At 71.2% G+C, this 24156-nt stretch carries 21 protein-coding genes; 17 read left to right on the top strand and 4 right to left on the bottom strand.

What is annotated here, in order from left to right:
• Positions 1-48: 48 nt before the first annotated feature.
• From ABCS02_RS09805 to ABCS02_RS09790, 4 genes are read left to right on the top strand one after another with little or no spacing between them, the layout of a single operon-like run.
• Positions 49-1383, top strand: coding sequence for a TRAM domain-containing protein (locus tag ABCS02_RS09805; RefSeq protein WP_345835450.1), 1335 nt, complete (start codon positions 49-51; stop codon positions 1381-1383).
• Complete coding sequence (locus ABCS02_RS09800; protein ID WP_345835449.1) at positions 1380-2039, top strand: response regulator transcription factor; 660 nt, start codon at positions 1380-1382, stop codon at positions 2037-2039. The genes ABCS02_RS09805 and ABCS02_RS09800 overlap by 4 nt, the downstream gene beginning before the upstream one ends.
• Entirely contained in the window at positions 2032-3288 is a 1257-nt protein-coding gene (locus ABCS02_RS09795) for an ATP-binding protein (protein ID WP_345835448.1), read from the top strand. The genes ABCS02_RS09800 and ABCS02_RS09795 overlap by 8 nt, the downstream gene beginning before the upstream one ends.
• Positions 3282-4301 carry a hypothetical protein gene (locus tag ABCS02_RS09790; protein WP_345835447.1) on the top strand — a complete coding sequence of 340 codons (1020 nt, stop codon included), beginning with the start codon at positions 3282-3284 and terminating at the stop codon, positions 4299-4301. Before ABCS02_RS09795 ends, ABCS02_RS09790 begins: the two co-directional genes overlap by 7 nt.
• 224 nt (positions 4302-4525) lie before the next feature.
• Here the strand turns inward: ABCS02_RS09790 and ABCS02_RS09785 are convergent, their stop codons facing one another.
• Together ABCS02_RS09785 and ABCS02_RS09780 are read right to left on the bottom strand one after the other, a co-directional pair.
• Positions 4526-4750, bottom strand: coding sequence for an acyl-CoA carboxylase subunit epsilon (locus tag ABCS02_RS09785; protein WP_345835446.1), 225 nt, complete (start codon positions 4748-4750; stop codon positions 4526-4528).
• Positions 4747-6336, bottom strand: a complete 1590-nt coding sequence (locus ABCS02_RS09780) for an acyl-CoA carboxylase subunit beta (RefSeq protein ID WP_345835445.1) — start codon at positions 6334-6336, stop codon at positions 4747-4749. The genes ABCS02_RS09785 and ABCS02_RS09780 overlap by 4 nt, the downstream gene beginning before the upstream one ends.
• Before the next feature lie 243 nt (positions 6337-6579).
• On the opposite strand from ABCS02_RS09780, the gene ABCS02_RS09775 reads away from it, so the two are divergent.
• The 12 genes from ABCS02_RS09775 to ABCS02_RS09720 all read left to right on the top strand — a co-directional run bounded on the left by ABCS02_RS09775 (position 6580) and on the right by ABCS02_RS09720 (position 20288).
• On the top strand, positions 6580-7368 hold the full coding sequence (locus ABCS02_RS09775; RefSeq protein WP_345835444.1) for a biotin--[acetyl-CoA-carboxylase] ligase: 789 nt from the start codon (positions 6580-6582) through the stop codon (positions 7366-7368).
• A gap of 225 nt (positions 7369-7593) precedes the next feature.
• The gene (locus ABCS02_RS09770) at positions 7594-8139 is read left to right on the top strand and encodes a PH domain-containing protein (protein WP_345835443.1); all 546 of its coding nucleotides are present in this window, start codon (positions 7594-7596) and stop codon (positions 8137-8139) included.
• Positions 8140-8176: 37 nt separating this feature from the next.
• Positions 8177-9322, top strand: coding sequence for a 5-(carboxyamino)imidazole ribonucleotide synthase (locus ABCS02_RS09765; RefSeq protein WP_345835442.1), 1146 nt, complete (start codon positions 8177-8179; stop codon positions 9320-9322).
• Positions 9323-9349: 27 nt separating this feature from the next.
• On the top strand, positions 9350-10657 hold the full coding sequence (locus ABCS02_RS09760; RefSeq protein WP_345835441.1) for an alpha/beta hydrolase-fold protein: 1308 nt from the start codon (positions 9350-9352) through the stop codon (positions 10655-10657).
• A 22-nt stretch (positions 10658-10679) separates the two neighbouring features.
• The gene (locus ABCS02_RS09755; RefSeq protein WP_345835440.1) at positions 10680-13214 is read left to right on the top strand and encodes a phosphatidylglycerol lysyltransferase domain-containing protein; all 2535 of its coding nucleotides are present in this window, start codon (positions 10680-10682) and stop codon (positions 13212-13214) included.
• Positions 13215-13406: 192 nt separating this feature from the next.
• On the top strand, positions 13407-13874 hold the full coding sequence (gene purE, locus ABCS02_RS09750; protein WP_345836323.1) for a 5-(carboxyamino)imidazole ribonucleotide mutase: 468 nt from the start codon (positions 13407-13409) through the stop codon (positions 13872-13874).
• Positions 13871-15328 (top strand): LCP family protein, encoded by a 1458-nt coding sequence (locus ABCS02_RS09745; protein WP_345835439.1) that lies wholly within the window; start codon positions 13871-13873, stop codon positions 15326-15328. Before purE ends, ABCS02_RS09745 begins: the two co-directional genes overlap by 4 nt.
• Positions 15325-16431, top strand: coding sequence for a glycosyltransferase (locus ABCS02_RS09740; RefSeq protein WP_345835438.1), 1107 nt, complete (start codon positions 15325-15327; stop codon positions 16429-16431). Before ABCS02_RS09745 ends, ABCS02_RS09740 begins: the two co-directional genes overlap by 4 nt.
• Before the next feature lie 89 nt (positions 16432-16520).
• Positions 16521-17630, top strand: a complete 1110-nt coding sequence (locus ABCS02_RS09735; RefSeq protein ID WP_345835437.1) for an acyltransferase — start codon at positions 16521-16523, stop codon at positions 17628-17630.
• Between the two features lie 152 nt (positions 17631-17782).
• Entirely contained in the window at positions 17783-18511 is a 729-nt protein-coding gene (locus ABCS02_RS09730; RefSeq protein ID WP_345835436.1) for a glycosyltransferase family 2 protein, read from the top strand.
• Positions 18508-18912, top strand: coding sequence for a DUF2304 family protein (locus ABCS02_RS09725; RefSeq protein WP_345835435.1), 405 nt, complete (start codon positions 18508-18510; stop codon positions 18910-18912). The genes ABCS02_RS09730 and ABCS02_RS09725 overlap by 4 nt, the downstream gene beginning before the upstream one ends.
• Positions 18909-20288: an oligosaccharide flippase family protein gene (locus tag ABCS02_RS09720; protein WP_345835434.1), complete on the top strand. Its 1380-nt coding sequence runs from the start codon at positions 18909-18911 to the stop codon at positions 20286-20288. Before ABCS02_RS09725 ends, ABCS02_RS09720 begins: the two co-directional genes overlap by 4 nt.
• Positions 20289-20296: 8 nt before the next feature.
• Here the strand turns inward: ABCS02_RS09720 and ABCS02_RS09715 are convergent, their stop codons facing one another.
• Both ABCS02_RS09715 and ABCS02_RS09710 read right to left on the bottom strand, forming a co-directional pair.
• Positions 20297-21376, bottom strand: coding sequence for a UDP-N-acetylglucosamine 2-epimerase (locus ABCS02_RS09715; RefSeq protein ID WP_345835433.1), 1080 nt, complete (start codon positions 21374-21376; stop codon positions 20297-20299).
• Complete coding sequence (locus tag ABCS02_RS09710; RefSeq protein WP_345835432.1) at positions 21373-22458, bottom strand: glycosyltransferase; 1086 nt, start codon at positions 22456-22458, stop codon at positions 21373-21375. The genes ABCS02_RS09715 and ABCS02_RS09710 overlap by 4 nt, the downstream gene beginning before the upstream one ends.
• 142 nt (positions 22459-22600) lie before the next feature.
• Between ABCS02_RS09710 and ABCS02_RS09705 the strand changes: the two genes are divergently transcribed.
• Positions 22601-24148, top strand: a complete 1548-nt coding sequence (locus ABCS02_RS09705) for a DUF2142 domain-containing protein (protein ID WP_345835431.1) — start codon at positions 22601-22603, stop codon at positions 24146-24148.
• Positions 24149-24156: the final 8 nt, after the last annotated feature.

Below are 24156 nucleotides of genomic sequence, written 5' to 3'. Positions count from 1 at the left end.
GCTATCGGGCGGGCGGTGGAGCGGGCGACGGTGTGGGATGCTCGGACGGTGGAGACGGGCGACGAGATCGAGCTCGACGTCACCGACATCGCGCACGGCGGCGTCTTCGTCGCCCGGCACGAGGGCCGGGTCGTGTTCGTCTCCGACACCCTCCCCGGCGAGCGCGTGCGGGCGCGGCTCACGGACGTCGGCAAGGCGTCGTTCTGGCGCGCCGACACGGTCGAGGTGCTCGACCCCTCGCCGCACCGTCGCCCGCACGTCTGGGCGTCCGCGGATGTCGGCACCGCGCCCGAGGATCGGCCCGGCGGCGCCGAGTTCGGGCACATCGCGCGGCCGCACCAGCTCGCGCTGAAGGAGCGTGTCCTCGCCGACGCGCTCCGCCGCTTCGCGCGGATCGAGCCGGCCGTGTCAGTCGAGGAGGCGCGCCCGCTCGTCGCGGGCGCTGCCGCGGCAGGGGCCGAGACCGCGGACGGCACCGGATGGCGCACGCGCGTGAGCCTGCACGTGGACGCGGCGGGCCGGATCGGCCCGTACGCCGCCCGCAGCCACCGCGTCATCCCGGTCGAGGACCTGCCGCTCGCGACGCCCGCCGTCGCGCGGGCCGCCCGCGCGCTCGCCGCGCGGGCCGAGGGCCGCATCGACCTCGTGCAGCCGGCCGACGGGCGCGTGCGGATCCTCCCGCGCCCCGAGGGCCGTGCCCGTCCGGACGCGCGCGAGCGCGAGCTGCTGATCGAGCGCGTGGGCGATCGGGAGTTCCGCGTCGACGCCGGCGGCTTCTGGCAGGTGCACCGGCTGGCGGCCGCGACGCTCTGGCAGACCGTCTCGCGGCGCCTCGCCGAACTGCCGGACCTCGATCCCGAGGCGTGGCACCTCGACCTCTACGGCGGTGTCGGGCTGTTCGCCGCCCTCCTCGGCCAGCACGGCGGGCCGCGGACCCGCGTGACGAGCGTGGAGTCGGATGCCGCGGCCACCGAGCGGGCGGGGGAGAACCTCGCGGAATGGGTCGGGGCGCGTGCCGAGACCGGCCGCGTCGACCGCTGGCTGGCGCAGCTCGACCGCACTGCGAGCGCCGCCGAGCGCGCGCGGCTCGGGCGCGGGGTCGTCGTGCTCGACCCGCCGCGGGCGGGCGCCGGCCGCCCCGTCGTGGAGGCGCTCGGGCGGCTGCATCCGTCCGCGATCGTCTACGTCGCGTGCGATCCGGTCGCGCTCGCCCGCGATCTGGCCACCTTCCGCGCCGCCGGATACGCGCCGCGATCGATCGACGGGCTCGACCTCTTCCCGAACTCGCACCACGTCGAGGCGATCGCCGTGATACTTCCCGGCGCCGCCGATGAACCGGATCCCGTGCCGGAGGGCCTTCCGCCGATAACATCATCGACATGACGCGCGTCGCTCTCATCGACGACCACGAGTCCGTGCGACTGGGACTCGCGGCCGCGTGCTCCCGCGCGACGACGAAGCAGGTCGTGTTTTCCGGCGGCAACGTCGCGGAGTACCTCGACTGGCGCGGAACCACGGGGGAGGGGCCTGCCGACGTCATCGTCCTCGATCTCACGCTGGGCGACGGCACGACCGTGACCGAGAACGTCCGCCGACTTACCGCCGACGGGTCGAGCGTGCTCATCCACAGCGTCGCGGACCGGCCCGTGGCCGTGCGCGAGGCGCTCGCGGCCGGGGCGGCGGGCATCGTGAGCAAGTCCGCGCCGATCGGCGACGTCATGGCGGCGATCCGCGACATCGGGCGCGGCCTGCCTCTCAACAACGTCGAGTGGGCGAGCGCCGTCGAGGGCGACAGTGCGTTCGCCGACGCGCAGCTGTCCGCGCGTGAGCGCGAGGTGCTGCGCCTCTACGCCGCGGGTCTGCCGCTCAAGGCCGTCGCGGACCGTCTCGGGATCGCATACTCGACGGCGAAGGAGAACCTCTCCCGCATCCGCGTGAAGTACGTCGACGTCGGCCGTCCCGCTCACACGAAGATCGATCTGCTGCGTCGCGCCGAGGAGGACGGGCTCTTGCGCAGCGCCCCGGACGCCGATGGATGAGCGCGACCGCGCGGTCCTCGCAGACGCCTGGCGCTACATCCCGACGGGACGCGCCGCCGCCGAAGCGCTCGGCTCGTTCAGCCGGACGCGCATCGACCGGATGATCGCGCTCCTCATCGGGATCGCGTGCATCGTGCACGGGGCGCAGGCCCTCACCGCGGCCATCCAGCCGGAGGGGTCGCTCACGACCCCGCGGCTCTGGGTCACGGTCGCGGGCTTCCTCGCGCTGAGCGTGATGACGGTCGCGTGCCTCATCAACGTGTTCGCGCGCACGGCATCCGCTCTGTTCGCGTGCGTCTATCTCGCAACGCTCCTCGTCTGGCCGTTCGTCGATGTGACGCCCGGCTACGTGCCGCCCGAGACGCAGTGGCCGTTCTTCCTCATCGACATCGCGATCGCCGCCGCCGTCGTGGCGTTCCGGCTGCCGCTGCAGATCACGTGGGCGATCGCCGCTCCGCTCCTCTACGGGCTTGCGCGCCTGGTCGGCGCCGGCTTCGCGCCCGAGGCCTGGCTGCCGATCATCTCCGAGGTCTCGTTCGCGCTCCTGCTCGGCGGTGCGCTCGTAGCGCTCGCGTGGACGATCCGCTCCGCCGCGGGACACGTCGACGCGGTGCGCGGCGAGGCGGTCACCTCCTACGCCCGCGCCGCCGCCGAGGACGCGAGCGAGAACGAGCGCGTCACCGTCGCCGCCCTCATGCACGACAGCGTGCTCGGGGCGCTGCTCGCCGCCGAGCGCGCGCAGACGCCGCGCGAGCAGGCGCTCGCCGTCACCATGGCGCGCGAGGCGCTCGCCGGCCTGCACAAGGCGGATGCCGACGACGGCGACGTGACCGACGAGATCATAGACGACACGGGCGTCGCCGACCAGATCCAGCGGGCACTCAACGACCTCGGGATGGATCTCACCGTCCGGCGCGAATCGGACGGAGGGGCGGGCGTACGCCTCTCCAGCCGGGTCGCGCGCGTCATCGTGCTCGCCGCGATGCAGGCGATCGCGAACGCCGTCCAGCACGCCGAGGCCGCGGGGCTCGCCGTCACGGTGCGGACCCGGTCGGCGCCTGCGGGCGTCGTCGTGGTGGTGAGCGACCGCGGCCCCGGGTTCGACCTCGACGCGGTTCCCGCGGATCGTCTCGGCGTGCGCGGCTCGATCATCGCCCGCACGGCGTCGATCGGCGGCCACGCGCACATCCAGTCCGGGCCCGAGGGTACGGTCGTCACGATCGAGTGGGAGAGCGGCGACCGATGGTGAGCGTGCGGACGGTCCTCACCGTCATCGGACTGGCCTTCACGGCGTACCTCGCCGCGCGCGGGCTGTGGTGGAGCGGCCCCGTCGCGACGCCGTGGCTCATGGTCGCCGCCGTCCTCTTCTACCTCGCGGTCAGCTGGCTCTGGATCTTCTGGGGATGGCAGCCGCGCCGCTCCTCCCCGCCGCCGCCCGTCCCGGTGTGGGGCGTCGTGCTCGCCCTCGCGGCCGCGGCGCTCGTGCCGAACGCGGCGTTCGCGAGTGTCTCCGCGGATGTCTTCCGCGCCCCCTACGTGACGTGGATGATCGGCGGGATCGGCGCGCTCATGACGATCGTGATGGTGCGGGGCCGCCCGATCATCGCGTGGATCGGGATGGCGATGCTGTGCGCGTCGTGCATCCTCTGGATCGGCGTCCTGGACACCCTCTCCCTGGGTCTCATCGGGTCCGTCGTCTGGGTCGTCGTCGCGCAGCTCGCGCTCATCTTCCTCCAGCGGGCCGCCCGCGACACGGCGCGGCTCACGGAGCTGCAGCAGGCTGCGTCCTCGTGGCAGGCCGTGCACGCGAGCCGTGCGCTCGAGCGGCGCGCCCAGGTCCGGCGGGCGCTCGTCGAGGCCGGCCCGCTGCTGAGCAAGACGATCGCGATGGGCGGGGCGCTGACCTCCGAGGACCGCGATGCCGCCCAGCACGCCGAGTGGCGGCTGCGCGACGAGCTCCGCGCACCGAGGCTCCTCGACGACGCCGTCCGCGACGCCGTCGACGCGCTGCGCCGCCGCGGCTCCACGGTCACGGTCCTGGACGAGGGCGGGCTCGACGACATCGAGGACGCCGCCCTCCTCGGCATCCGGCATCAGCTCGCGGACGCGCTCCGCTCGGCCACCTCGCCCCGGATCTTCGTCCGCACATCGCCGAACGCGCGCGTCGCGGTCACGATCGTCGGCCGCGCGGCATCCTCCGACGGCCTCACCGACGAGGATGCCGTCGAGCTCTGGCGCGAGATCAGCCGTCCGCAGTCCTGAGCGGCCGCGGAAAGAAGTGAGGCGAGGGGCGGCGTAATCGCTCTGCCCCTCGCCTCGCGAGCGGCTACCCGAAAGCCGCTTGCTTGGTCACTACTGCCCGATACCCTGTTGAGCAGTCGACCGAACGCTCTAATGGCGTTCCAGCTCAATAAGTATCGAACGGCCGCAACCCCCGCGTCTGTAGGTATTTCGGGGGACAAAGGGTGACACGGCGAGGAGCGCCCTCAGCCGCCGAATCGTCCCCAGCCGAGGTCGCGTCGCAGGGGCTCGCGCAGCGCACGCTGTGCCAGCGACCACGCGGAACGCGTGTCCGGCCGGGCCACCGCGGTCGCCCGCTCCGTGGCGTAGCCCTCGGTCACGACCGCGATGAGCGCCGCCAGCTCGTCCTCGTCCGGCGTCCCGCGCCGCACCTCGATCTCGAGGGCGGCCTCTTCCGGCGCATCGCTCACAGCGGGATGTTCCCGTGCTTCTTCGGCGGCAGGCTCGCGCGCTTGCCCCGCAGCGCCCGCAGCGCCTTCGCGATCGCCACGCGGGTCTGGGCCGGCTCGATGATGCCGTCCAGCTCGCCGCGCTCGGCGGCCAGGAACGGCGAGGCGACGTTGTACGTGTACTCGCTCGCGAGTCGGGCGCGCACGGCCGCGACATCCTCGCCGGCCTCCTCGGCGCGCTTGAGCTCGCCGCGGTAGAGGATGTTCACCGCGCCCTGGCCGCCCATCACGGCGATCTCCGCGGTCGGCCAGGCGAGGTTGATGTCGGCGCCGAGCTGCTTGGAGCCCATCACGATGTACGCGCCGCCGTACGCCTTGCGGAGGATCACCGTCACGAGCGGCACGGTCGCCTCGGCGTAGGCGTAGAGGAGCTTCGCGCCGCGGCGGATGACGCCCGTCCACTCCTGGTCGGTGCCGGGGAGGTATCCGGGCACGTCGACGAGCGTGACGATCGGGACGGAGAACGCGTCGCAGAACCGCACGAAGCGGGAGGCCTTCTCGCCCGCCTCGATGTTGAGCGTGCCGGCCATCTGCGACGGCTGGTTCGCGATGATCCCGACCGTGCGGCCCTCGATGCGCCCGAACCCGATCGCGATGTTCGGCGCGAACAGCGGCTGCACCTCGAGGAACTCGCCCGCGTCGACGACCGTGCGGATGACCTCGTGGATGTCGTACGGCTGGTTCGGGGAGTCCGGGATGACCGTGTTCAGTGTCCGGTCGGCATCCGTCGTCTCGAACTCGAACTCGGTCTCGTACACCGGCAGCTCGGACATGTTGTTGTCCGGGAGGAAGCCGAGCAGCGTGCGGACGTAGTCGATCGCGTCGTCCTCGTCCTCGGCGAGGTAGTGCGCGACGCCGGAGCGGGTGTTGTGCGTGTACGCGCCGCCGAGCTCCTCCATGCCGACGTCCTCGCCGGTGACGGTCTTGATGACGTCGGGGCCGGTCACGAACATCTGGCTCGTCTTGTCGACCATGACGACGAAGTCGGTGAGGGCGGGGGAGTAGACCGCGCCGCCCGCGGCCGGGCCCATGATGATCGAGATCTGCGGGATGACGCCGGAGGCCGCCGTGTTGAGGCGGAAGATCTCGCCGTACTTGCCGAGGGCGACGACGCCCTCCTGGATCCGCGCGCCGCCGGAGTCGAGGATGCCGATGCACGGGATCCCGCCGCGGAGGGCGAACTCCATGATCTTGACGATCTTCTCGCCCGCGACCTCGCCGAGCGAGCCGCCGAAGGTCGAGAAGTCTTGCGCGTAGACAGCGACGGTGCGGCCGTGGATCGTGCCGGTGCCGGTCACGACCGAGTCGCCGTACGGGCGGGACTTGTCCATCCCGAACGCCGTGGTGCGGTGCCGCACGTACTCGTCGAGCTCGACGAAGGAGCCCTGGTCGAGGAGGAGATCGATCCGCTCCCGCGCGGTGAGCTTGTTCTTCGCGTGCTGCTTCTCCCGTGCCGCGTTCTCCGGGTCGACCACGGCCTCCTGGTAGCGGGTGCGCAGGTCGGCGATCTTGCCGGCGGTCGTGGAGAGGTCAGTCACGCGTTCCACCCTAGCCGGGGGCCCGCGCGTGGCCTTGGAGGTCGGGCACAAGCCCTCGCCCCATCCGCTGTCGCCCTCCGACGGTCGGTGCTGGTCCCCGCGGTCGGTCCCCGCCGGCCGGTGCCCGGCCCTCCCCCACGTGAGAACGCGCGTATGTCATCTTCCGCCGGCGTGTCTGTGACATACGCGCGTTCTCACGGGGGTGGGTGCGGGGCCGAGCCGGGCGGGCGGGGCGGGCGGGCGGGTCATAGGGTGAGGGACGTGACCCAGGCATACCCGCGCGCCGCCGCTGTCGCCTCCCGGCTCGTCGCCGTCGCGTCGACCGGGTCCACGAACCGCGACCTCGTCCGCGCCGCCGCCGAGGAGCCGGACGGATGGCCGCACCTGTCGGTGCTGCTGACGACCGACCAGCGCGCGGGGCGCGGACGCCTCGACCGTCAGTGGATCGCGCCGGCCGGTACGGCGCTCGCCGTCTCCGTCGTCCTGCGGATGTCGCTGCCGCCCCAGGCCCGGGGCTGGATCCCGCTCCTCGCCGGTGCCGCGATGACCCGTGCGGTCGCGCGGCAGGCGCAGAGCGGTGGGCACACGGTCGGGCTGAAGTGGCCGAACGACGTGCTCGTCGACGGCCGCAAGATCTGCGGCATCCTCGCCGAGGCGGTGCCCGGGTCGGACGCGGTCGTCGTTGGATCCGGGGTGAACACGCGGATGCCGTCCGACGCGCTGCCGGTGCCGACGGCGACCTCGTTCGCTGACCTCGGGATCGGCGTCGACGAGGACCTCCTCCTCGCCGACTACCTGGCGGCGCTCGCGGAGCAGCTGCGCGCTCTCGTGGCGGCGGGCGGCGACGCCTCCGCCGCGGGCCTGCGCGCCGAGCTCGAAGCCCTGTGCCTGACCCTCGGCCGCGACGTCGAGGTCTCGCTCCCCGACGGCTCGACCCTCGCGGGCCGAGCCCAGCGCCTGGACGCCGACGGCCGCCTGGTCGTGGTCGCCGGGAGCACCGAGGTCCCGGTCGCCGCGGGCGACGTCATCCACGTCCGCTGACCCGCGGCCCGCACAACTCCTGCACATCCGGCCGGCCCGGCGGCGCCATCCTGGACAGCTCCTGCAATCCGCGCGCGTGGAGGCTCCACGCGCCCCGATCCCTGGCCCGTCCGCACCAAGTGCAGGAGGTGTGCGGGCGGGCGTCGGGCGGCCGCACCCGAACTGCAGGAGTTGTGCGCGCGTGGCGGGGCGGGCCGGCGCGGCCCGGGCGGGCAGAATGGGGGCGTGACGCAGCCCACATTCGCCGGCCGCCCCCTCACACCGGCACCCGGCGTGCCGGTGGAGGAGCTGCTGATCGCGCGGGTGCGGCAGCATCCGCGGCGCCTGTTCTGGTCGGCGCTCGTCCTGATCGCCGTCGGCGGCGCGTGCGGCTTCTTCTACGGCAACCTCCCCGAGCCGCTCGCGAATTGGATGCTGCTGACCGCCGCCGCGGTCGTGATCCTGCTGCTCGTGCTGCTCCCGTACGTGAGCTGGCTGTCGCGCACCTACACGATCACCACACGCCGCGTGATCGCACGGTCGGGTCTCTTCGTCCGACGCTCGACCGAGCTCACGCACGTGCGCGGCTACACGATCGCGGTCCGACGCGGCCCGCTGCAGCGCCTGTGGGGCATCGGGACGCTCCGGCTGTCCGACGGTCTCGGTGCGACGTTCGTCATCAAGGACGTCGCCGACTCCGCGCTGATCCACGAGGTGCTGGTGGACCAGGTCGAGGTGAGCCAGATCCTCGCCCACCGCGACGGCCAGCCGCCTCTCCCGCCGCAGCCTTGAGCCCGCCCGCGGACCGCGTACTGGAAGAATGGATCGGATGAGCGAGACGAGAGCGCAACGGGTCGGCGTCATCGGGGGCGGCCAGCTCGCGCGCATGATGATCTCGCCCGCGGTGGAGCTGGGCCTCGACATCCGGGTCCTCGCGGAGGAGCCCGGGATGGCGGCCTCCCTCGCCGCGACCTCGACCGGCGACTACCGCGACCTCGAGACCGTGCAGGCGTTCGCGCGAGAGGTCGACGTCGTCACGTTCGACCATGAGCACGTGCCGCAGGCGGTGCTGCGCGCCCTCGTCGACGCCGGCGTCGCGGTGCACCCCGGCCCGGACGCGCTGCAGTACGCGCAGGACAAGCTCGTCATGCGCCGTCGGCTGGCCGAGCTCGGGGTGCCGCAGCCGGACTGGGCCGCGGCATCCGACCCGGCGCAGCTCCAGGAGTTCCTCGACGCGCACGGCGGCCGGGCGGTCCTGAAGACGGCGCGCGGCGGCTACGACGGCAAGGGGGTGCGCGTCGTCCGGTCCGCGGCGGAGGCGGCGGACTGGTTCGCCGCGCTCGCGGAGGACGCGCACGGCGGGGAGCTCCTCGTGGAGGAGCTCGTCGACTTCTCCCGCGAGCTCGCCCAGCAGGTCGCGCGCCGCCCGTCGGGCGAGGTCGTCGCCTACCCGGTGGTCGAGACCGTGCAGCGCGGCGGCGTCTGCGCGGAGGTCATCGCCCCGGCACCGCGGGCCGGCGACCGGCTCACGGCCGCCGCCGCGGAGCTCGGCATCGGTATTGCGGAGGGCCTCGGCGTGACCGGGATGCTGGCGGTGGAGCTCTTCGAGGTCGGTGAGCGCATCCTCGTCAACGAGCTCGCGATGCGCCCGCACAACAGCGGCCACTGGACGCAGGACGGCGCCGTCACGAGCCAGTTCGAGCAGCATCTGCGCGCGGTCCTCGACCTCCCGCTCGGCGACCCGTCGCCCCGGGCGCCGTGGTCGGTCATGGTCAACATCCTCGGCGGCCCCGCGAAGGACGCGCTCGCCGATCGGTTCCCGGCGGCGATGGCAGAGCATCCGGATGCCCGGATCCACACGTACGGAAAGGCCCCGCGACCCGGTCGGAAGGTCGGCCACGTGAACGTCGCCGGCGCGGACCTCGACGACGTGGCGTACACCGCGCGGGCCGCGGCGGCTTTCTTCGGCGACTGAGGCGCGGCGCGCGAGGGGGGAGTGCGGATGCTGAACTGGTTCTGGTCGATCGCCGTGATCGACGGGCCATTGCCGTACACGATCTGGGCGCTGACTGCGGCCGGCGCGGTCGTGCTGCTGGTTCGGCGCTGGACCGCCCGCTGGACGCTACGGCTCTTGATCGCGGTCCTCCTCGGCGCAATCCTCGGCGTCGGCGCCGTGCTGTTCCTCGACGTGACGAACCTTCTCGGCACGAAGACCCCGGGCCCCACCGCATGGTGGGCGGCGGGATCCTTCGCGATCCTCGGCATCGGCATCGTGAGCCTCTGGGACTCCGCGCTGTGGCGCCGGATCGTGGCGATCGTGGTCATCGTCCTGTCCCTTCTGTCCGCGGCGCTCGGCATCAACGCGGGCTTCGGGATCGACCGCACGATCGGCAACATGTTCGGGGTCTCCGCGCTCGACTCCATCGGCGACCTGAACGGCCCGACGGCCTCACCGACGGCGACCGGGCCGCTCTACGCGAGCTGGAACCCGCCGGCGGACATGCCGAAGACGGGGAAGGTCGGGCTGCTGTCCGGCGCGAACGCGATCCCGTCGTCGGCCGGGTTCGTGCCGCGTGAGGCGTCGCTCTACCTCCCGCCGGCGGCGCAGGTGTCGAACGCGCCGCCGCTGCCGCTCGTGGTCATGATGATGGGTCAGCCGGGCAACCCCGATCCGTCGTTCATCGCCGCGGCCCTCGACGAGTTCGCGGCGCAGAACAAGGGCCTCGCGCCGATCGTGATCGTGGCGGACCAACTGGGCGATGCGAACCAGGACCCGGTGTGCGCGAACTCCGACCGCTACGGCGGCGTCGCGACGTATTTCAACGTCGACATCCCCGCGTACGCGAAGGCCAAGCTCAACATCCTCCACGACCCCAAGTACTGGACGCTCGCCGGCTACTCCAACGGCGGCGCGTGCTCGTTCACGTGGGGCGCGCAGCATCCCGAGCTCTGGGGGAACCTCGTCAGCATCTCCGGCGACGAGTACCCGGGCGCCGAGATCCGCGACCAGGTGATCCGCGACGTCTACCACGGGGATGCCGCCGCGTTCGACGCGAACACCCCGGCGTCGTGGCTCGCCAAGAACGCCGGCGCCTTCCGCGGTCACATCGCGGTGTTCACGGGCGGCGAGAAGGATGCCGGGTTCCTGCCCGCGGCGCAGAAGAACGCGCAGCTCGCGCAGGGCGCCGGGTTCACGACGACGCTGTACGTCGTGCCGGGTGCGGGGCACCTCGGCGATGCCGTCCGGGGCGGCCTGACGGCCGCGTTCCAGGTGCTGTATCCCGCCCTCGGCCTCTCCCCGCCGAGCTGACCCGCCGTGAGAAAGGGCTGCGATGACCGCATCCGACACCGTTGAGGCACCTGTGGCGGCGCCGCCGGCGCGCCGCCGGCGTCCGCTCGTCGTGCGCTACGTCCTCGCCAATCCCTTCTCCGTCGTCGTCGCGCTCGCGGTCATCGTGACGGGGTTCGCGGCCGGGCCATACGAGGGCGGCTTCCCGCGGGAGCTCGCGGCGGGTGAGCTGACGACGGGGCAGCTCGCATACTGGTGGACGCCGCTGACCGCGCTGTTCGTCCCGGACTCGATCATCGAGGGCATCCTCAGCGTCGCGCTCGTCCTGACGTTGCTGGCGTACGCCGAGCGGCTGCTCGGCACGGTCCGCACGGTCCTCGTCTACGTGCTCGGCGGCGCCGTCGGGATGCTGATCGGTGTCGGGCTGGAGACGCTGTCCGCGTCGTGGGTGACCTCGCTCGGCAACCCGAACACGTTCGACCTCGTCCTCGATCCCGCCACCGGGGTCGCGGCCGCCGTGATGGCGGCGAGCGCGCTCGCGCCCGCGCTGTGGCGGCTCCGGATCCGCCTCGTCGGCTTCACCATCCTGCTGATGTTCGCGCTGTACGCGGGCGATTCGGACAGCCTCTACCGTCTCGCCGCCGCGGTCGTGGGCCTCTTCGTCGGGCTCACGATGCCGCGAGCGGGGCGCCTCGGCGCGTGGCGGCGCAGTTCGTTCCAGGAGTCCCGGACGCTGGTGGCCGCGATCGTGGCGGCCACCGGGCTCGGGCCCGTCATCGTGCTGATCTCCGGCAACCTCCGGGGGCCGCTCGCGCTCGTCGTCTCGGGCTTCGTCCCGGTCGACCCCGACGAGGTGTTCACGCGCTGCGCCACCGTGGTCTCGACGCGCTGCGACGCGGACCTCGGGCTTGCGCTCACCGCCGGCATCGGCCCCTTCCTCCTCAGCCTCGTCCCCGTCGTGCTGAGCCTCGTGGCGGCCTGGGGCCTACGGACCGGGCGTCGCGCGGCGTGGATCCTCGGACTCGCGGTCAGTGCCGCCACCGCGGTCCTCACCGGGATCACCCTGGGATTCAACGAGCTACTGGATGCTGCGACCGTCGACGTCCTCGGCACGGACTTCGTGCTGCTGGCGACGATCGCGTTCCTCCTGCCGGTGGCGGTGATCATCCTGCTCCTCGCGAACGCGCGGCGCTTCCAGGTGAAGGCACCCCGGGCGGCCGCGCGGCGGTTCCTGCTCACGGTGATCGTCGCGTTCGTCGTGCTCGCCGCGATCAACGTCTTCGTGGGCCTCGCCTCACCGGGGAGCTACCTCGCGCCGCCCACGCCGGTCGCCATTCTCCTCGATGCCGCGCGGCCCTTCGTGCCACTGGGCTTCCTCCTCGGCATCCCGATGGCGGCCATCCCGGTGGAGGCGCTCGCGCTCGTCAGCTTCCAGTGGGTCGGCGTGATCTTCTGGGTCGTGTTCATCGTCGCCATCCTCGTGCTCTACCGGGCGACCCGCTCGTCCCGCGACACGGTCGACGAGCACCGGTTCCGCGCGCTCCTGCGGGCCGGCGGCGGCGGAACGCTGGGGTTCATGGGCACGTGGCCCGGCAACGTGTACTGGTTCACGCCCGACGGCGGGGGCGCGGTCGCGTACCGCGTCATCAACGGCGTGGCGCTGACCATGTCGGATCCGGTCGCGCCCGCGGGTGACGGCGCGGCGGTCATCCGGGGCTTCGTCGATCATTGCGACAGCCAGGGCTGGACGCCCGTGTTCTACAGCTTCCACGAGCAGTACCTGCCGGTGTTCGAGTCGTTCGGATGGCAGTACATGTCAGTCGGGGAGGAGACGGTCGTGCCGCTTCCCGGCCTGGAGTTCCAGGGGAAGCCGTGGTCGAAGGTGCGGCAGGCGTACAACAAGGGTGCGCGCGAGGGCCTCACGACCCTGTGGTCGACGTGGTCCGACCTCCCGGTGTCGCTCGCGGCGCAGATCAACGAGATCAGCGAGCAGTGGGTGTCGGAGAAGGAGTTGCCGGAGATGGGCTTCACGCTCGGCGGTATGGCGGAGCTGAAGGACGACGACGTCTACCTGTACCTCGCGCTCGACGCCGACGGGCACGTGCAGGCCGCCACGAGCTGGCTGCCGAGCTGGACCGACGGCGTCGTCTCCGGGTGGACGATCGACTTCATGCGCCGCGGCGACGGGGCGATGTCCGGGGTCATGGAGTTCGTGATCGCGTCGGCCGCGCTCCACATGCGGGACCTGGGCGCGCAGGTGCTGAGCCTGTCCGGCGCGCCGCTCGCGACGAAGCCCGCCGAGGACGACGAGGACGAGGATGCCGCCGAGCCCACGGTGATGACGCGTCTCCTCGGGTGGCTCGCGGGGGTCCTGGAGCCCGCCTACGGCTTCACGTCCCTCTTCCGCTTCAAGAGCAAGTTCAACCCGCGCTACGAGACGATCTACATGGCGTACGCGGATCCCGCCGCCCTGCCCGCGATCGGCCTCGCGATCGGGCAGGCCTACCTCCCCTCGGTCTCCCCGAAGGAGTACCTGGCCCTGGCCCGCACGCTGACGGGCGCCGGCCCCTCCCGCTGACCCCCGCCCCCGACGCCTTCCGCCCGGTCCCCCTCCCCGCGAGAACGCGCTTGTGTCACGTTTCACCGGCGTGTCTGTGACATACGCGCGTTCTCACGTGGGGGGATGCGGGGCGGGTCGTTCCGGGGGATCCTCAGGCGGGCGGCCTAGCCTTGTCGGGTGACACAGCCGCAGCCGCTCGTCGGGGTCGTGATGGGCTCAGACTCCGACTGGCGCGTCATGAGCGACGCCGCCGCCATCCTCACCGAGTTCGGGATCCCCCACGAGGTCGAGGTCGTCTCGGCGCACCGCACACCGGACAAGCTCGTCCGCTACGGCCGCGAGGCCCGCGGCCGCGGCCTCCGCGTGATCGTCGCCGGCGCCGGCGGCGCGGCGCACCTGCCCGGCATGATGGCGTCGGTCACGGCCCTGCCGGTGATCGGCGTGCCCGTCCCGCTCGCGACCCTCGACGGCCTCGACTCCCTGCTCAGCATCGTGCAGATGCCCGCCGGCATCCCGGTCGCGACCGTCTCGATCGGCGGCGCGAAGAACGCCGGACTCCTGGCGGCGCGCATCCTCGGGGCATCCGATGCCGCCCTCGGTGACCGCATCGAGGCCTACGCCCGCGAGCTGGAGGCGCAGGTCGAGGAGAAGAACGCCCGGCTGAAGGCTTCTCTGTGACTCTTACGGGCGCCACGCGACAGCCCGTCTCCGTGCCGGAGACGCTCGTCAACCCGTACCCGATGCGGTATCCGGACTCGCGGTCGCGTCCGGTCATGACGCGGCGCGCATGGTGGCTCGTCGTGCTGAACTTCCTCCTCCCCGGGTCCGCGCAGGCCGCGGCCGGCAACAGCCGCCTCGCGAAGATCGGCCTCGGCGCGACCCTGTTCCTGTGGGTCGTCGTGGTCGCCGGCGTCCTCGCGGCGTTGCTGTGGCGCGGGGCGCTCGTGGCGATCGCGACGAACTGGTTCGTGCTGCTGCTCCTGCAGATCCTCTTCTATCTCTATGCCGCGCTGTGGGTCGTGCTGACGATCGACACGCTCCGGCTCACGCGGATCGTGCGGGTGGCGCCGCTCGCGCGCTTCGGGGTACTGCTGCTCGCGATCGTGCTCGGGGTCGTGTCCGGGGGCAGCGCCGTCTACGCGGCGAATTCCGCGGGCGCCGCGCGCGGGGCGATCACGACGATCTTCGGCGCGTCCGCGCCCGTGGTCCCGCCCTCGGACGGCTACTACAACATCCTGCTGCTGGGCGCCGACTCCGGGCAGGGCCGCGACTCGATGCGGTTCGACAGCATCTCGGTCGTGTCCGTGAACGCCGCCACCGGCGCCCTCACGATCTTCGGCATCCCCCGCGACATGCCGAACGTGCCGTTCCCCGCGGATAGCCCGATGCACGCGCTCTATCCGAACGGGCTCCAGGGCCACGACTCCGAGACGTGCGGCTGGGGTGCCGGCATCAACCAGCTCACCAACGCCGTGCAGGTGTGCCGCGATGACCAGGGCAAGAGTCTGTACCCGGACGCGGCCGCGAACGGATCGAGTCCCGAGATCGAGGCGACGAAGGATGCCGCGGAAGGCGTGCTCGGCATCAAGATCCCGTACTACGTGTTCTTCGACATGAACGGGTTCGCGCAGCTCATCGACGCCCTCGGCGGGATCGACATCAACGTCACGGAACGGCTGCCGGAGGGGTATGGCCCGCTCGGCAACGAGCCGCCGGAGGTGTGGGCGAAGGGGTGGATCGAGCCTGGGCAGCAGCACATGGACGGCAACACCGCGCAGTGGTATGCGCGCTCACGCTATACGACGAGCGACTGGGACCGGATGCTCCGCCAGCGCCAGCTGCAGCAGGCGATCCTCGCGCAGTTCACACCCGCGAACGTCATGACGCGGTTCCAGCAGGTGGCTGCGGCGGGACCGGATGTCGTCAACACAGATCTTCCCCAGGCGCTCTTGCCGACGCTCATCGACCTCGCGCTGAAGGCGAAGTCGCAGCCGGTCGCGGCCGTCGAGCTCACCCCGACCTCGGCCGGCGGGATCGGCATCGACCCGGACAATCCGGACTGGGACTACATCCACCAGGCCGTGCAGCAGGACCTGCATCCCGCGACCCCGACGCCGGCGGCGAACGGATGACCGCGACCCTCCGTGTCGTGCTCGACCAGCTGGGCGCGGGTGCGCCCGATCCGAATCTGGCGATCGCGGAGCGGGAGCTGGCGCGCGCGCTCGTCCGCAGCGCCCCGACGGACTGCGTCGTCGCGGCGCTCGTGCCCGCGGGGGACGAGGTCGCCACGGAGGAGGCGGTGCCCGGGCTCGCGTCGGTGTCTCGGACGATGCTCGCGCGCCGCGAGCTCGCGGCGGCGTGGCAGCGGGGCCTCGCGACGGGGAGCGCGCACGGCATGGTGCACGCGCCGTCCCTGTTCGCCCCGGTCGGCCGGCACGACCGCGTCCACGACGGGAACCAGACGGTCGTGACGCTCTGGGATCTCCGGGCCTGGGAGCGGCCCGATTCGCTCCCGCGTGGCACCGTCTCGTGGCAGCGTGCGATGCTGCGGCGCGCCGAGAAGCACGCGGATGCCGTGGTCGTGCCGACGCACGCGATGGCCGCGGCGGTCGGCGCGCACTCGCGTCTCGAGCGCCGCGTCCGGGTCATCCCGGGCGCCGCGCCTGCCGGGTTCGCGCCGCCGGTCGACGCCGCCGAGCGTCGCCGGACGTTCCAGGTCGCGGAGGGCGCGCTCGTCCTCGACGGCTCGGGGAGCCAGCTGGAGCTCACCTCCGTGCTGCGCGCGCTCGTGGACGCCGACCTGGCGCTGCCGCTCGTCGTCTTCGACGCGGATCCGCTGCGCGAGTCGTGGCTCGTCGACGCCGCGCGGGAGGCAGGCTACCCGGTCGGCTCGCTGCACGTGCGCGGCGCTCTGCCGGACCAGGACCGCGCCGCGATCCTGAGCGGCGCTGCCGCCTACCTCGCGCCCGCGACCGACAGCGGGTTCCCCTGGCGGATGCTGGAGGCCCTCGCCCTAGGCGTACCCGTCGTGGCGGTGGAGTCGCCCGTCCACGAGGAGCTGCTGCTCGACGGCGGCGTCCTCGTGACGCCCGAGGACTTCGGCGCCGCCGTGTCGTCCGTGCTGGAGTCGGACGCGGCGCGCCGCCGCTGGTCCGTCCTCGCCGCCGACCGCGGCCGCGCGTTCTCCTGGGACGACGCCGCCGCCCGGGTCTGGGCCCTGCACGCCGAGCTGTAGTCCCGCTCCGACGTGCGACTGGCACGGGCGCAGGCGGTGTGCGGGTAAGGTAGCTCGGCGGGAATAGCCGTTGGCCCGGAGGAGTCCGCTTGCAACGTCGCTTCGAACTCGATTCGCTGCGCGGATTGGCCGCGCTGTCGGTCTTGCTGTACCACGCGCTCGCGTTGAACTCGGCTCAACTCACGTCAGCGCTGTCCCTGGGACCGGTGACGAGCTTCTGGGGGCAGCTCCTCGTCTACAGCCCGCTCCATCTGCTGTGGCTCGGTGGCGAGGCGGTGTGGCTGTTCTTCGTGCTGTCCGGTTTCGTGCTCACGCGCGCGGCCCAGCGATCGGGCTTCAGCTGGAACTCCTATTACCCGAGCCGCATCGTCCGCCTGTATCTCCCGGTGCTGGCCGCCGTCGCTCTCGCGTGGCTGACGTATCTCTATCCGCACGTGCTCACTCCGGGCATGGATCAGCTTCTGCCGACCTCATACCCTCCGGTCAACATCCTGCAGGACGTCACCCTCGTCGGCGGCACCACCACGTCGCTCGGGGTTCTCTGGTCGCTGCAGTGGGAGGTCGTGTTCTCGCTGGCGCTGCCGCTCTATCTCATCCTGGGCCGTCGCTGGCCCGCGATCAGCGGAGTGATCGGCCTGACGCTGTGCCTTGCCGGGTGGTGGTACAACAACCCGGCGACCAGCTTTCTGCCGATGTTCCTCCTCGGCGTCATCCTGGCATCCCACTGGGAGCGTATCCAGGACCTGATCGGCTTCCTCGCCTCCGGTCGGGTGCGGGCGCACGTGGTGGGCGCAATCGCGCTCGCGCTCGTCTGCGTGGGTCTGCTGTCCTATTACCTGTTCGGTCCGTTCCTCGGGCCCTACGCGCGCGTCGACACCGTGCCGCTCGCGCTCGCGGCCATCGCCCTTCTCATCTGCATCGCGCAGGTGTGGCCGCCGCTCCGCTCGCTGCTGTCTGTGAGACCGTTCACCTTCCTGGGGCGCATCTCCTACAGCCTCTATCTCGTTCACCTGCCGCTGGTCGTGCTGTTCCTGTTCGTCCTCTCGCGGGGATACGTCAGCGCGTTCGTGGCCATCGTCGTCGCGCTCGTGACCGCGGTGATCTTCTACTTCCTCGTCGAGCGGCCCGCGCACCTCCTGTCCCGTCGCGTTTCGAGGCGTCTCGGCGAGGAGCGGACCGCGATCCTCGAGTCGAAGTGAGCGCATCCCCCCGCGCCGCTCGACTTTCGCGTCCATCTGCGCGTCCGTGGGGCAAGGCCCCGGTGCTCGGCGAGACTAGGGGCATGCAGCGCGCTGCCCCGAGTCCGCCGCTTCTGTCCCCGCAACGTACCTTGTAGGGGATGCCCTTCGCCATGACTGCTGCTTCGGAACGTGTTCTCGTCATCATTCCCGCCTGGAATGAGGCGGCGAATGTCGCGCACACCGTGACCGCGGTCCTGGCCGCGGATCCGTTCTACGACGTCGTGGTCGTTGACGACGGCTCGACGGACGACACCGTCGCGATTGCTCGAGACGCGGGCGCCCTCGTGCTTCCGCTGCCGTTCAACCTCGGCGTGGGCGGAGCGATGCGGACCGGGTTCAGCTTCGCGCTGCGCCGCGGGTACGCGCGTGCGATCCAGGTCGATGCGGACGGACAGCACAACCCGCAGGACATCGCCCGCGTGCTCGATGGGCTGCGCGACGCCGACATCTCGATCGGCGCGCGCTTCGCAGAGGTCGGCGACTACGAAGTGCGTGGGCCGCGGAGGTGGGCGATGGTCTTCCTCGCCTCCGTGGTGTCACGGGTGGCGAAGGTCCGGCTGACCGATGTGACGAGTGGCTTCCGTGCGGCCAACCGTGCGGCCATCGCCCAATATGTTCGCTACTACCCGGCGGAGTATCTGGGCGACACCCTCGACTCGCTCGTCGAGGCCGTCCATTCGGGCCTCCGTGTCACGCAGGTGCCCGTGGCGATGCGTCCGCGCCAGAACGGCACGCCGAGTCAGCATCCGATCGGCGCGACGATCTATCTCTTCCGGTCGATCTTCGCGCTGGGTCTCGCGCTCCTGCGCGGCGCGCTGCGAAGGAGGCCTCGGGCATGATCGTCCCGATCGGGATCGGGTTCGCCCTGATCATTCTCGGCATCATCGTCATCCTGTTGATGCGTCGGCAGTTGCGCGAGAAGTACGCGCTGCTCTGGCTGCTCATCGGCGTCGTCCTGCTCGCGCTCGCCGTCTTCCCGGACCTCCTGGGCGAGCTCGCTCGATTGCTCGGGGTGGTGGTGCCGAGCAACCTCTTGTTCGCTCTCGCTGTCGCGCTGCTCATCGGCGTCACGCTGCATCTCTCCTGGGAGCTTTCGAACGCCGAGGAGGAGATCCGCAAGGTGGCCGAGGAGGTCGCGATCCTGCGCGCCGAGGTCGACCAGTTGCGGGCTCGGCAGGATGCGGCCATGGATGACTCCGAGACCCCGCGCGATGGAGGTCGTGGCGACCGCAGCGGGTGACCCGACTCTTCACCCCGTTCACCGCCGGATTGATAGGGTGGAGCGTTCTGCGCATGCCGGGGTCCCGTCTCGCGTGCGGAGCGGAGGGTGGCGAAGCGTTCGCGATGACGGATGACGAGCGTACCGACGAACCGAGGACCCCTCGGAGGGGCCTGCGCGGGCATGTGAAGGCGCACGCGGCGCCCTTGACCGGCGTCGCCATTGCGAGCCTCCTGGGAGCGGCGGCCTCGTTCGTCTTCCAGATCCTGAGCGCGCGCTATCTCGCGCCCGTCGACTTCGGGCTTCTCGCAGCCTTCCTCGTGATCGTCAACGTCGCCGCGATCGGGAGTGCAGCGCTGCAGAACACGGTCGTGGTGCACACGGCCTCCTCCGACCCGAACGCCGCCTCGGATACGCGGCGCGGGCGACGCTGGCCCGTCGACGCGGTGACGATCGGCCTTTCCGGGGCGTTGGTGGTCTGTGTGCTTTCGCCCTGGCTCGCGCAAGCGCTGGATACCGGTGCCTGGGTCCTGATCGTCGCGGCGGCAACGGTCCCGTTCAGCTTCGTCTTTGCGGATGCCGTGGGTCTCCTTCAAGGGTCGGGTCGAGTCGGGGCCGCGATCTGGTGGTCGACCGGCACGCAGGTCGCACGCGTTGCTGCGGTCCTCGCGGTCATCGCGGTCGGCGCCGGTCTCGGTGGTGTCATCGGCTCCGTTCTCGCGACCCTGATTCTCGCCGCCGCAGGGGCGACCTGGACCGCACGGCGCATCCGCCGCCCCTCGAGCGGGGTCTTCACGGTGACGGGCCTCGTCATCATCACGCTGACGGTCGCTTTCACGTGGCTGACGGGAGCCGACGTCTTCTTCCTCCGCGCCGCGGGGCCCGCCGAGCTCACGGGGGCCTACGCCTCCGTCGTCGTCCTCGTGAAGGGCGCCTTCCTGCTGCCCTCGACCCTGTCCCTCTATCTGCTCCCCCGTTTCGTGCGCAACCGCGACAATCCGAAGCTTCTGCGTCTGGGCGTCGCGGTGACCCTCGGGGCATCGCTCGCGACGAGTGTCCTGATGATCCTCGTGTTCGCGGTCGCGGGGCAGTGGCTGGTGCCGCTCCTGTTCGGCTCCGCCTACACCGACGCGATCTCGCTCCTGATCCCGATCTCAGTCGCGTACATGCCGTGGATGGCAGCGCAGGGGATGCTCATCAAAATGACTTCCTCGGCTTCGCCTGCGGGCGCGATCTTCACCGTCGCGGTGGTGATCGTCCAGGGTGCGTTCTTCGCCCTCGTCGCGCCGAACGTCGAGGCGATGCTCATCGGACTCTTCGTGCTGGGGGTGCTTCTCCTCAGCGCGTTCCTCGTCCTCGATGCGATGCGAACGCGCCGCACGGTCTCGCGCCGCTGAGTCGGGAATCAGCGGGTGGGACGCGCGTACCCGCGCGCGACGAGGTCGTCGACGATGATGTCGGACGGCGACGCGCCGGCATCCGCGTTGCTGACGCGATATTTGTCGGGATCGTCGAGGAAGCGCTCGAGCACGTGCTGGTCCCAGCCGGAGAGCACAGCGCTCGTTCCGAAGCCGTCGTGCCGCTCGGAGACCTTGCGATGTACGAGGGTCGGCACCCCGACGACGGCGGCCTCCTCTTGGATGCCGCCGGAGTCGGTGACGATGAATTCTGCGCCGCGAAGGACCTCCACGAACGCGGAATGCTCGAGCTTTGCGGTGACCTCGAGTCGCGTCAGACCGAGAGACGTGATCGACTGTTCGATCGCGTCCCGCGAGTACGAATCGACGATCAGCCGAAGAGGGACGGCACTGCGGCGATCGAGCGTTTGCAGCGTCGCGCGGACGAGCGTCGTGTTGGAGATGAACTCGAAGCGGTGCAGGAGCACGAGTCCGTAGGCGTCGCCGCCCCCGGTTCCGTCTCCTCGCGAGTCTCGCACGCCGTCCTTCGCCGTGTTCCCATGTGTGAGCACGACACCGCGACGCCCGGCGAGGTTCTGCGCGGCCTCCGGACTCGGCGCGTAGTGGATCTGGGCGAGTCGGCCGACGATCCGCCGGTCCAGCTCTTCCGGGAACGGGTGGCGCCAGTCGCCGGAGCGGAGGCCCGCCTCGACGTGCGCGACCGGCACTCCGAGGAGCCGGCCGATGACGGTGCCGAGGACGGTCGTCACCGTATCCCCGTGCACGACGACGAGGGAGTCTGCGGGCAGCGTGCGGCGGATGCGTCGGACGTTGCGCAGCGTCCATTTCCCGACGTCGAGCATCCATCCCACCATCTGCAGGGGCGTCTTCAGTGGACGCCCCTTGCTTCCGTTCGCGATCACGCGGTCGGGCGGGTTGAGGCCGAGTTCGGGGATGGCGCGTCGAAGCGCGTCGGTGTGCTGCAGAGTCACCCACTGCTCGTACGGCACACCGCGAGCTGCCAGCCGCCGCATGATCGGCGCGACTTTGATGGCCTCGGCCGTCGTCCCGTAGATGAAGATGATCACGACCGCTGCCCCTCTGCCGGGCTCCCGCTGTGGCCCCGGCCGAATGCCCGACGATGGACGACGATGCCCCGTACGAGACCCGCCCAGAACGGACCCGCGAAAAGCGGGAGGTAGAGCAGGTAGGCCCCGATGCTCCGTGGCGGACAACGGTTGATCGCCGCGGGCAGGATCGGCGCCGCGGCTAGGACGACGAGGAGGAGCAGGAGGACGAGCGCGGTCGCTGACCACCCGACGACGAACAGCCAGACGAGCGCCGCGACGGCGAGGGCAGGCGCGATCGCCAGCGCGATGAGGGCCGCCGACCGCAATGCCCCGGTTCCCGCGTAGCTGTCCACGAACATCGTGCCGCGGGCGAACGCATGCCCGAGGAAGCTCTTCACTGAGGTGCGGGGACGGTACGTCGCCTCGAAGCGCGGATCCACGCGGATCCCCTCCGTCTCCGCGATCCAGCGGAGCAGTTTGGTGTCGTCGGACACGAGCCTGCTGTCAGCGACGGGACGGGCGTGCTCGAAGGCCCGGAGGAGCATCTCTCGCGGCGCGAGGAACACTCCGGTGCCCTTCGGTGCCGAGTCGAAATTCTCGGCGTCGAGATCGTAGGGACGCGGCGCGCGGAGATAGCCGCCCCAGAACACATAGGTCGGGACATCCCAGAAGAGGCCGACGAGGGGCGCCGCGGGGTCGGTGCGAATGCCGGCGTTCCACACTCGTGGTGCCCCGCTCTTCCGCAACTCGCCGATCACGTAGGCCAGTGCCTCGGGCGCGATCAGCACGCGCGAGTCCAGGAGCAGCACCGTCTCGCTGTCCGCCCGAGTCAGCCCGTTGAGTCGTGCCCGATAGCGACCCTGGTTGTCCTGACGCAGCAGCGACAGCCGCCCGGGGAAGGATGGGCGGATGGCCTCGACGGTCGTCGCCGTCGCGTCCGTGGACCCGTCATCCACCACGATCGCCTCGACCGTGACGTCCGCTCGTCGCACGGCGTCGGAGAGAGCGCGAAAGGTGCTGGGCAACCACGGAGCGGAGTTGAACGCGGGCATCACGACGCTCAGCTCCGGCCGTCGATGTGCGGGGGAGTCCTTCGTCACACGCGCTCTCCGCGTCGCGCGCGCCTCGGATAGCATGGCTGGCGGCGGGGACTCACGCGTCAAGACTATCGGTGGTGGTGTCGACGCCTCGGCCGCCCAGCGCGCTGAGGGAAGACCGTCCGGTTGAAGGAGCTTCTTCGCGATGACGCATCGTCGTCCTGTGGGCATCGCTGCGGCGATCGCCGTGCCCGTACTGCTGCTCGTCGCGCTCTTGTCGTGGGCGTTCGCCTCGCCGGTCGGTGCGAGCCCCGACGACCCGTACCACATGGCGAGCATCTGGTGCGCGGCGGGCCCGGCCGACGGCGTCTGCGAGACGACCGCCGATCCACAGGTGCGCCTCGTGCCTCGCGAGATCATCGACGCCGCCTGCTATGCGGGCGACGATACGCATGCGGCGACCTGCCCGAAGGATCCCGGTCTCGCCGAGACCAGCAAGGGCAACTGGAACGGAGGGGCCTACCCTCCCGTCTACTACTTCGTGATGCATGCCTTCGTGAGCGGCGACCTCTCGGCATCCGTCATCGCGATCCGCGTGTTCAACGCGGCCCTGTACGTGGGAGTCCTGACCGCACTGCTCTTCCTTCTCCCTTTGGCCCGACGCCCCGCGCTGGTCTGGGGCGCCGCGATCACGCTGGTCCCCCTGGGAATGTTCCTGGTGCCGAGCATCAACCCGAGTTCCTGGGCGGTGCTCTCGGCGAGCGGAGTCTGGATCGCGGCGTGGGGCTTCCTCGAGCAGCGTGGGTGGAGGCGAGCAGCGCTCGGTGCCCTCACCGTGCTCCTGGTGGTGATCGGCGCCGGCGCTCGCAGTGACGCCGCCGCCTTCAGTGCGTTTGCGCTGATCCTGGCGGCAGTGCTCGCGTTCCGTCGGGATCGGAGGTACCTCTTGGGGCTGATCCTCCCCGGCACCCTGATCATCGTCGCGGCCGCCTTCTTCCTCAGCGGTGGTCAGTCGGCGGTCGTGGGCGCGAGCACCGTCGTGCAGAACAGCTCGTACGACCTGCCGCTGCTGGCGTTCCTCGACATCAAGGCGCTGCCACAGCTGATTGCGGGTGCGTTCGGGGTGTGGGGGCTCGGTTGGCTCGACACGTCGATGCCGGGGATCGTCTGGGTCAGCGCGCTGGCGGTGTTCACCGCGGTGGCCTTCTGGGGGCTGCGTCGTGGCGGTGCCCGCAAGTGGATCGCCGTCGCCGCGAGCGCTGCGAGTGTCGTCGGGATGCCGCTGTTCCTGCTGCTCCACGACGGCGTCGAGGTGGGCCATGGTGTGCAGCCGCGGTACGTCTACCCGCTCATCGTGATCTTCGCGGGGATCGTGGTCGTCGGCTTCACCCGTGCGTCGCTCGGATTGGGCCGTGTTCAGCTCGTGGTCCTCGGCGTCGGCGCCGTGATCGCGAACGCCGTGGCGCTCCAGGTCAATCTCCGCCGCTACGTGACCGGTGTCGACGTGCTCGGGCCGAACCTGGATCGAGACATCGAGTGGTGGTGGAACCTACCCGTCTCGCCCATGGGCGTCTGGGCGATCGGAGCCGCGGCATTCGCTTTGTTCGCTGCAGTCCTCGTGTGGCTGGTCTGGAACCGTTCGTCCCCGACCGCTGAGGACGGCGCCGAGGGCGGGCCCGTGGCCGTTTCACCCGCCGAAGTCGTCCTTGCTGAGCGGTCAGACGCGCCCGGAGGAGCCCGCGGGGCTCTGTGATACCGTGG

The sequence above is a fragment of the Microbacterium sp. X-17 genome (assembly GCF_039615055.1).
Note: the sequence above shows the minus strand (reverse complement) of the source record. Positions and strands in the feature narration are given on the sequence as shown.

Excerpts from the sequence above, each read along its gene's own strand:
- ABCS02_RS09800 (WP_345835449.1), top strand. The coding sequence starts at position 1,380 with ATGACGCGCGTCGCTCTCATCGACGACCACGAGTCCGTGCGACTGGGA.
- ABCS02_RS09795 (WP_345835448.1), top strand. The coding sequence starts at position 2,032 with ATGGATGAGCGCGACCGCGCGGTCCTCGCAGACGCCTGGCGCTACATC.
- ABCS02_RS09790 (WP_345835447.1), top strand. The coding sequence starts at position 3,282 with ATGGTGAGCGTGCGGACGGTCCTCACCGTCATCGGACTGGCCTTCACG.
- ABCS02_RS09765 (WP_345835442.1), top strand. The coding sequence starts at position 8,177 with ATGAGCGAGACGAGAGCGCAACGGGTCGGCGTCATCGGGGGCGGCCAG.
- ABCS02_RS09760 (WP_345835441.1), top strand. The coding sequence starts at position 9,350 with ATGCTGAACTGGTTCTGGTCGATCGCCGTGATCGACGGGCCATTGCCG.
- ABCS02_RS09755 (WP_345835440.1), top strand. The coding sequence starts at position 10,680 with ATGACCGCATCCGACACCGTTGAGGCACCTGTGGCGGCGCCGCCGGCG.
- purE (WP_345836323.1), top strand. The coding sequence starts at position 13,407 with ATGGGCTCAGACTCCGACTGGCGCGTCATGAGCGACGCCGCCGCCATC.
- ABCS02_RS09740 (WP_345835438.1), top strand. The coding sequence starts at position 15,325 with ATGACCGCGACCCTCCGTGTCGTGCTCGACCAGCTGGGCGCGGGTGCG.
- ABCS02_RS09730 (WP_345835436.1), top strand. The coding sequence starts at position 17,783 with ATGACTGCTGCTTCGGAACGTGTTCTCGTCATCATTCCCGCCTGGAAT.
- ABCS02_RS09725 (WP_345835435.1), top strand. The coding sequence starts at position 18,508 with ATGATCGTCCCGATCGGGATCGGGTTCGCCCTGATCATTCTCGGCATC.
- ABCS02_RS09705 (WP_345835431.1), top strand. The coding sequence starts at position 22,601 with ATGACGCATCGTCGTCCTGTGGGCATCGCTGCGGCGATCGCCGTGCCC.